The sequence below is a fragment of the Streptomyces sp. NPDC058231 genome (genome assembly GCF_042882275.1).
In the GTDB taxonomy this organism is placed as follows: Bacteria; Actinomycetota; Actinomycetes; order Streptomycetales; family Streptomycetaceae; genus Streptomyces.
Map to the genome: position 1 here is coordinate 1 of NZ_JBHVWN010000130.1, position 6,906 is coordinate 6,906.

The window sequence follows — 6,906 nt, forward strand, 5'->3', positions numbered from 1 at the left end:
AGCGCCGTCCGCCCGGAGGGCGGGCTCGGCGGCGTCTGGTGCGTGCGATCGCAAGGCGGAGGGTCGCCCCGATACTGGATGTATCGGGGTGATCCAGACAACGCGGCGAGCGTGCGTGCGAGACGTCGCCGAGCAGGCGGGACTTTCGAAACACGCCCTAGCAGTCCCCAGCCGATGTCGTCGGCCTGCCAGTCGTTGGTGCACATCGGACAGCCGTGCCCGGCGCGGTGTGCGGGGAAATGTTCGGGCCAGGAATCCGTCATCGGTGCTCACCAGCCCGTCTGAGTGTAGAGGCGGCCCGCGCCGATGCCGTCGATGGCCGCTCTGGTGTACGGCACGACCTTGGCCGGGAGATCCTTCGGGTTCCACCACCGCCACTCCACGCACCGGTCGGGCTCCAGTACCTCCGGGACGCCGGACCAGGATCGGGCCCGGAAGACGAGCCCGATCCGCGGCCGCGCGACCGGCGAGTCGACGAGGTGGACCAGGTGCACGAGTTCGACGTCGTCAGGCTGGATGATCAGTCCGGCCTCCTCTTGGACTTCCCGCACCAGGCAGCTGATCGCCTCTTCCCGCTCGCAATGTCCGGCCAAAAAGTGCCACGCGTTCCCCGCGTATGCAGAGTCGGGGTGGCGCAGACCCAGGAGGATCCGGTCGAACTCGTCCTGGAGGTAGAGGTGGACGCCGACGATGTGGAGCTCGGTCCCCTCCGGCGCCTCGTCGCGCAGCAGCCGGACGTGGTCCGGCGGGACTTCGACCGCAGGATGCTCGGCCGCGTGACGGCGGACAAGGCCGCCGAGGCCAGGACTCAGGCGCAGCCGGCCCAGCATGTCCGGGGTGAACCACTCCAGCAGCACGCCTTCTTGCAGGTCCGCTGTGTCGGGATCACCGCTCCAGCGGCCCGCGTAGACCTGGATCGGAACTGCGAGCCCGTCCACGCTCGTCGCCTCCTCCACGGCGTACGGCGTCAGGTCCGTGACTTCCAGGCCGGGGGCTTCCTCGGTCAGCTCCCGGAGCAGGGTGGTCTCCAGACAGGGATCGCCCGTCTCGCGACCGCCGCCGAGGAGGGCGAACACCCCTCGCTCCCAGATGCCGTCACGCTGATCCCTCAGATGAAGCAGATAGCGGCCGTGACCGTCGTGGATCAGTGCGGATGCGTTGGGGCGGAGTCGGCGCTGAGACCTCTACGGCAGCGGATGCTCGGGGTGCCGGCTGACGGCGCCCGGAGTCGTCGGGTCACCGCTTGGGTGGCGAGTGGCCGGGTGGGGGATCAGGGTGGTGTCGAAGTCGCCGTCGGCGATCTCGCGGGCGAGGTGTGCGAGCTGACGTTGGTGGGCGCGGGCGTAGGAGCGGAAGGCGGTGAACGCGTCGTCGAGTGAGATGTGCCAGCGTTCCGCGAGGATGCCCTTGACCTGTTCCAGGACGATGCGGCTGGTGAGGGCGTACTGGAGTTGGGCACGCTCGATGTGGCTGTGGTCCAGGGTGCGTTGCTGCAGGATGGAGATGGTCGCGATGTCTGCCAGGGCCTGAGCGAGGGTGATGTCCTGATCACTGAGGGGGTCGGGGTCGGTCTGGAACAGGGCGAGTGCGCCGATGACGCGGCCGCGTAGCCGTAACGGGAGTGCGTTGGTGGCCACGAAGCCGGTGTCGTGGGCGCGGGTGGCGAACTGCGGCCAGCTCTCCGTGGACTTCGGATCGGTGAGGCTGATGTTGGTGCGGGGCCGGCCGCTCTTGTAACACTCCACGCAGGGGCCTTGGTCGTGTTGCAGGGCGAAGAGCTCCAGCAGCCGGGTGTGTTCGTCGGAGGCGGCGATGGTCTGCAGGATGTCGTGCTGGTCGGCCAGCAGGATGCCGACCGCCGCCACGTCCAGCAGTTCCATGCAGCGCACCGAGAGCTGCTGGAGGAAATCGATGAGGTCGAAGTCGTCGGTCAGGGAGTCTGCGACTTCCACGAAGACCTCGGTGAGCCGTTGTTCGCGCGGCATGTCGATCAGTCCTTGTCTACGACGGTCGGGGGCGTGCCGTTGCCGTGGTGGTCCAGGCGGAGCCGTCGGTCCACCACCTCCTGGGAGATGTCGGTGATGGAGCGCCCACTGCTGTAGGCATGCGCGCGCAGCCGCAGCCGGGCTTGGGTCAGGGGGAGGGAGAGTTGGACGCTGACCATGCCCGTCGCCTGGTGGATCACGGCGTGCTGCAGGGTGGGCGGGAAGCCGGCCGGGGCGCCGGCCCAGCCACGCGTGACTCGCCGCTGCCCAGGCACCGGGCGGTGAGCGCGTCGGCCAGGATCAGCGCGTCGTCTGCCTGCTGGGCGGTCAGCGGGCCCGGGGGGTGGCGTACGGCGGGCAGGACACCTGTGCGGATCGCGCCCATTTCCATGGGAAGCAAAGGACCGCCCGCGTCGGCAGGGCGGGGGCGAACGCCGACCAGGTCGGGCACCCACACCATCGTGCCGGTACGGGCCGCGTCGGGCCCGGGCCCTCCCCGACGGTGAGCTGAAGGTCCTCGAAGCGGCGCGTCGCGGCGTCCGAGCACGACAGGAGCTCGATGAGGTCGCCCTCGGTGACCAGGGAAACCGCGAGGCCGTCCACGTCCAGCGCGGCGGTGTCGGCCGCGGTGACATCGGCGACCTGGCCGGAGCCGTCGACGGACCGCAGCAGACGCAGAACCCCGACCATGCGGTCACTGATCACCCACCACCACCTTGCCCGTGCCGTCGGCGCCGGGCGGGCTCTTGGTCATGCTTCCGGGCCCGGTCACAAGGCCAGCGATGTGGGACACCCGGCGGCCAGGTCGTCCGCGACTGCGGCACGCGCCGCGGGTACCAAGGGCCGGTCATAGAGGAGGAAGCCGGTGGCGGTCAGATCCAGGAGGCGGGTCAGCATCTGACTCGGGTGGCGCAGACTCAGCGACCCTCCGGCCGTGGTGGTGAGCCGGGATGCGCCCAGGAAGGCATTGAGGCCGCTGACATCGCAGAAGGTGAGGAGGGTCAGGTCGATGTCGACCGTACGGATTCCGTCCCCCAGGCAGTCCTCGACCACCACGCGCACGGAGTGTGTCGTCTGCAGGTCGAGTTCACCTGCCAGGGTGATGGTCGCGTGGCTTCCGCGGTCGTGCCGGTGGATGTTCAAGCTCGACAGAACAGGCATAGTGCCTCAGTTCTTATGACCACCTGGTGCAGCGCTGGGCGGGCCTGGAATTTCGGCTACGCCTGGCACGTATTCCGCGTGGTCGGACGCCTTTACAGGTCAGGCAAGAGCGACGGATGGCAACCCTGTTGCAGGGCTGTGAACCCGACCGGCTTCGCCTCGAAGGTGGGCCTGTGGTGATCCAGACGAACGGTCCACCCCCCCACAGGCACCAGCAAGACAACAGCATTGGGCCACGCCGGGGTCTGGGACGTCCATCGCAGCATAGCCCTCGCGCCCACCCCCCGGCAGCCGTTCCTCGGTCACCGCCTTCCACCGACCCTGCGGCACCTTCCTCCGGCGTCCGCCTTCAAGGGCCGTCTTTTCCCCGGTGCCGCATCGGTCACCTGTGATGTTCGCGGTCCCGACGGTTCCAGTGGCTCAGGCGCTGTCGCCTGTACCGGCGGTCCCTGCAAGCCCGGTAGTCCTGGTAAACCCGGTACTCGGAATCGCCGCCGCGGGCCCCATCCCTGGCTCCACCTCAGCCGGGCTGTACGAGACCGAAGATGAGAACGGCTGCGGCCACCCACCAGACGGGGCTGAGGAAGCCGAGGCCGAACAGGGCCACGAGGAGGATGAGAAGTAAGAACCCGCGCAGATAGCCGCGGTGGGGAGCCTTGTGGGTCTGATGCACGCTTGGGTGACAGGTTCGGTCACGCAGCCCGGAGGGTCGGTGTGGTCATGACGGTTGCGAATTCGATGGGGGTCAGCCCGGCCGAGCGAGGCTTGTCGGCGGCGTCGGTGATAGGTCCTCTCCATCCAGGTCACGATCGCAATCCGCAGTTCTTGATGGGTGGCCCACGAGCGGCGGTCGAGGACACATTCTTCTGCAGCAGGCTGAAGAACGACTCCATGGCTGCGTTGTCGCCTGCGGCCCCGACCCTCCCTACGGATCCGGCCATCCGGTGCCGGTCGAGCGCCCGGACCAATTTCCGCGACCGGAACTGCGATCCGCGATCGGTATGCAGAACGCACCCGGCAACGTTCTCGCGCCGGGCAGCAGCGTTGTCCAGGGCCGCGACGGCCAGACGGGAATTCATCCGCGCGTCGATGGAGTAGCCGACGATCCTCTTACTGAATACGTCCTTGATCGCGCATAGGTACAACTTCCCTTCTCCCGTTGCGTGTTCGGTGATATCCGCAAGTCACAGTCTGTTCGGGCCGTCGGCAGTGAAGTCACGGCGGACGAGGTCGTCATGCACCGGCGGACCGGCCTTCTTGGTGGTGCCGCGCTTCTTCCCGAACACGCTCCACCAGCTGTTGTCCCGGCAGATCCGCCACGCGGTCCGGTCAGCCATGGCAGCTCCCGCGCTGCGGGCCTCATCGGCCAGGAAGCGGTAGCCGAACTCCGGGTCGTCACGGCGGGCATCGAACAACACGTTCGCGCGATGGGACTCCTCGAGCACGGCATCGGTCACCGGGTGAACGAGCCAGCGGTAGTAGGGCTGCCTGGCGAACTTGAGGACCCGGCACGTGACCGTGACGGGAATCCCGTCCGCGGCCAGCTCCTTCACGAGCGGGTAGATCCTTTTCCCGGCAGATTCGCCTGCGACAGGTAGGCCGCGGCCCGGCGCAGGACCTCGTTCTCCTGCTCCAGCACCTTGATCCGCCGACGTGCGTCCCGCAGTTCCGCGTTCTCCTGCCTGGTCGCCGAGCTCCGCCTCGGCCGCGGCCACCGACGTCTCGTCGCGGCTGCTGACGACCACCCTCGCGCCGTCCGCCGCCAGCTTGCGCGCCGCCGCCAGGCCCAGTCCTCGAGTGCCACCGGTGACTATGTACACCCGGTCCTTCAGTTCAAAATCCATGACTGCTGCCCTCTGTCCGCTGGTATCTCTCTGATCGTGCGAGCCACGCGGCTTACAACATCGCCTTCTGAGGTTGCGTGGCGACGACGATGACGGTGGTGGTGCCGGCGGACAGGGCCGCCTTGAACTCCCGCTCCAGGTCCTCGGTGGTCTCCACGTCGACCGCGCGGCATCCGAAGCCACGGGCCACGGAGGCGATGTCGAGCCCCGGCAGGTCGAGCCCCGGCACGCCCGGGGTCTCCTCCAGCACCGCGAACGACTTGAGGATGGAGTACTCCTGGTTGCGCATGACCACATAGACGATCGGGAGGTCGTGCTGGGCTGCCGTGTATACGGCCTGCACCGAGTACTGGAAGGAGCCGTCTCCGATCAGGCCGATCACCGGCCGTTCGACGGACCTGTCCCGGTCGCCGAGCGCGACGCCCACCGCGGCCGGAGTGCCCCAACCGATGCCTCCGCTGGCCGTGGCGAAGAACGATCCGGTCCGGGTGGTGGGGAGCCACTCGATCTGTTGCGCAATCGTGGAGGTCGATTCGTTGACGATGACCGCATCCGACGGCCGGACCCTGCTTAGGGCGGCGTAGACCTCCGGAGGGGTGAGCGGGGTGTTCGGCGTCTGCGGCAGCTCGCGCGGGCGCGGCATCGGTTCCGGAGCGGTTCGGGCGGATCCCTCCGTGACCATGTCCAGGAGCAGCTCGATCGCTGTCCGGGGATCGCCCAGGAGGCTGTCACCCACCCGTGCCGCGGCGGCGACCCCCGGATTTCCGGTGATCTGCAGCAGCTCGGTGCCTGCGGGGAGGTAGTCGCCGGGCACATAGGGGTAGTAGCGGAACACCTCGGCGCCGATCACGACCACCAGGTCGTGCCCCGTCAACCGGTCGCTGATGGTCTTGACCGACATGCCGAGCGGACCGCCGAAGAGCGGGTGGTCCTCGGGGAAGGAAGCGCGGTCCAGGAGCGGGGCGCCGTAGACGGCCGCGCGCAGCTTCTCCGCCAGGGCGACGGCCGCGTCCCAGCCGCCGCTGCGGTCGACCTCCGGCCCGAAGACCAGCGCGGGACGCCGGCTGACGGAGATGCGGTCGGCGAAGCCGCGCAGTCGCTCGGTGTCGGGGGCGACGCGGTCGCTCACCGTGCGCACCCGGGTGAAGCCGGACAGGGGCCGCTTCCAGTCGTCCATGGGAATCGACAGGTAGACAGGCCCCGTCGGCGGCTGCAGTGCTTCAGCGTAGGCCCGCATGAAGGCCTCGGGGACGTCCTGGGCGCGGGCCGGTTCGTACGACCACTTCACCCACGGCTTCGGCAGCGTGACGGCCTCGCGGTTGCCGAGGTACGGATCACCGATCACCAGCTCCCGATGCTGCTGGCCGGAGGTGATGATCAGGGGTGTGTTGCCGTGGTAGGCCGCCACCAGGTTGCCCACGGCGTTTCCCGTCCCGGCCGAGGAATGCAGGTTGACCAGCGCGGGGCGCCCGGTCACCTGGGCGAACGTGTCGGCCATCGCGATGACGGACGCCTCCTGCAGCGCCAGGACGTAGGTGAAGTCCTCGGGGAAATCCTGAAGGAAGGGCTGCTCGGTGGAGCCCGGATTGCCGAAGACCGTGGTGAGTTTCAGTGTCCGCAGCAGGTCGTAGGTCACGCTGCGGACGGTGGATTGCTCAGTCATGGTTGCCATCTGATTTCTTGTCGGGGCTGGACTTCGGGTTCGACGGGTCTGCCGGAGGTTGAGCGCTTCTCGGTGAAGACTCGAATGCCTTCCTGGGCGTCGTGGGTGATGCCCTAGGGCCTTTCGTTTGGATCAGGCTGGGCTCGCGGGGTCTGGTGCCGCACCTCGCCGCGTTGTCGTCGGTCGTCAGGGCTCCGCCATGACTCCCTCCTCCGCCTTGCGATGCACGGCACCAGACCCCGCTCCCTGATCC

At 68.3% G+C, this 6,906-nt stretch carries 6 protein-coding genes and 4 pseudogenes; all 10 read right to left on the minus strand.

The features are described 5' to 3' along the window. Positions 1 to 269 precede the first annotated feature (269 nt). Entirely contained in the window at positions 270 to 830 is a 561-nt protein-coding gene (locus tag ACFVXE_RS38230) for an NUDIX domain-containing protein (RefSeq protein ID WP_389678337.1), read from the minus strand. Continuing rightward, positions 810 to 1,157: pseudogene (locus ACFVXE_RS38235) on the minus strand (NUDIX domain-containing protein); the annotation flags it as partial. The pseudogene ACFVXE_RS38235 and the gene ACFVXE_RS38230, both read right to left, overlap by 21 nt. A 27-nt stretch (positions 1,158 to 1,184) precedes the next feature. After that, a complete protein-coding gene (locus tag ACFVXE_RS38240) occupies positions 1,185 to 1,985 on the minus strand; it encodes a GAF and ANTAR domain-containing protein (protein WP_389678328.1) in 801 nt (266 codons plus the stop codon). A gap of 5 nt (positions 1,986 to 1,990) precedes the next feature. Continuing rightward, the gene (locus tag ACFVXE_RS38245) at positions 1,991 to 2,164 is read right to left on the minus strand and encodes a hypothetical protein (protein WP_389678330.1); all 174 of its coding nucleotides are present in this window, start codon (positions 2,162 to 2,164) and stop codon (positions 1,991 to 1,993) included. A gap of 148 nt (positions 2,165 to 2,312) precedes the next feature. Then, positions 2,313 to 2,690, minus strand: a complete 378-nt coding sequence (locus tag ACFVXE_RS38250; RefSeq protein WP_389678332.1) for a hypothetical protein — start codon at positions 2,688 to 2,690, stop codon at positions 2,313 to 2,315. A 63-nt stretch (positions 2,691 to 2,753) separates the two neighbouring features. Further along, complete coding sequence (locus ACFVXE_RS38255) at positions 2,754 to 3,146, minus strand: STAS domain-containing protein (RefSeq protein WP_389678334.1); 393 nt, start codon at positions 3,144 to 3,146, stop codon at positions 2,754 to 2,756. 520 nt (positions 3,147 to 3,666) lie between these two features. Next, a complete protein-coding gene (locus ACFVXE_RS38260) occupies positions 3,667 to 3,819 on the minus strand; it encodes a hypothetical protein (protein WP_389678335.1) in 153 nt (50 codons plus the stop codon). Positions 3,820 to 3,838: 19 nt separating this feature from the next. Next, positions 3,839 to 4,950 (minus strand): annotated as a pseudogene (locus tag ACFVXE_RS38265) (IS3 family transposase). Beyond that, positions 4,883 to 5,173, minus strand: a pseudogene (locus ACFVXE_RS38270) (hypothetical protein); the annotation flags it as partial. The pseudogenes ACFVXE_RS38270 and ACFVXE_RS38265, both read right to left, overlap by 68 nt. Continuing rightward, positions 5,076 to 6,662 (minus strand): annotated as a pseudogene (gene mdlC, locus ACFVXE_RS38275) (benzoylformate decarboxylase); the annotation flags it as partial. The pseudogenes ACFVXE_RS38270 and mdlC, both read right to left, overlap by 98 nt. Positions 6,663 to 6,906: the final 244 nt, after the last annotated feature.

What these genes read in the sequence shown, in the direction of transcription:
- ACFVXE_RS38255 (WP_389678334.1), bottom strand. Translation starts at nt 3,146, where the DNA reads ATGCCTGTTCTGTCGAGCTTGAACATCCACCGGCACGACCGCGGAAGC.
- ACFVXE_RS38230 (WP_389678337.1), bottom strand. Translation starts at nt 830, where the DNA reads ATGCTGGGCCGGCTGCGCCTGAGTCCTGGCCTCGGCGGCCTTGTCCGC.
- ACFVXE_RS38245 (WP_389678330.1), bottom strand. Translation starts at nt 2,164, where the DNA reads ATGGTCAGCGTCCAACTCTCCCTCCCCCTGACCCAAGCCCGGCTGCGG.
- ACFVXE_RS38240 (WP_389678328.1), bottom strand. Translation starts at nt 1,985, where the DNA reads ATGCCGCGCGAACAACGGCTCACCGAGGTCTTCGTGGAAGTCGCAGAC.